General features: G+C 69.3%; 1 protein-coding gene. It reads right to left on the reverse strand.

What is annotated here, in order from left to right:
• On the reverse strand, nucleotides 1–232 hold a 232-nt coding region (locus ACLJNW_RS24555), incomplete at its 3' end, for a DEAD/DEAH box helicase (RefSeq protein WP_410961263.1).
• Between the last annotated feature and the right edge of the window lie 51 nt (nucleotides 233–283).

A 283-nucleotide genomic window follows, 5' to 3' on the forward strand; every position in this document is an offset into this window, starting at 1 on the left:
GTGCACGCACCGAGTTCGCAGCGACCTGCGGCCCCTCCAGGGTCAGCCGCTGCAGCAACGGCAGGGCGAAACCGGCGGTCTTGCCGGTGCCGGTCTGTGCTGCGGCGAGCAGGTCGCGGCCCTTGAGCGCCGGGGGTATGGCTTGGGCCTGGATCGGCGTAGGCGTGCCGTGGCCGAGCCCTTCGAGGGCCTTGAGCAGGGGGTCGAGCAGACCGAGGGAAGCGAACGTCATGAGCGACTCGGAAAAAAGGACACGGACGGCAGTCTCGCGGATACGCCGTCT

It is taken from the genome of Salmonella sp. SAL4457 (assembly GCF_046548235.1).
GTDB lineage: Bacteria > Pseudomonadota > Gammaproteobacteria > Enterobacterales > Enterobacteriaceae > Salmonella > Salmonella enterica.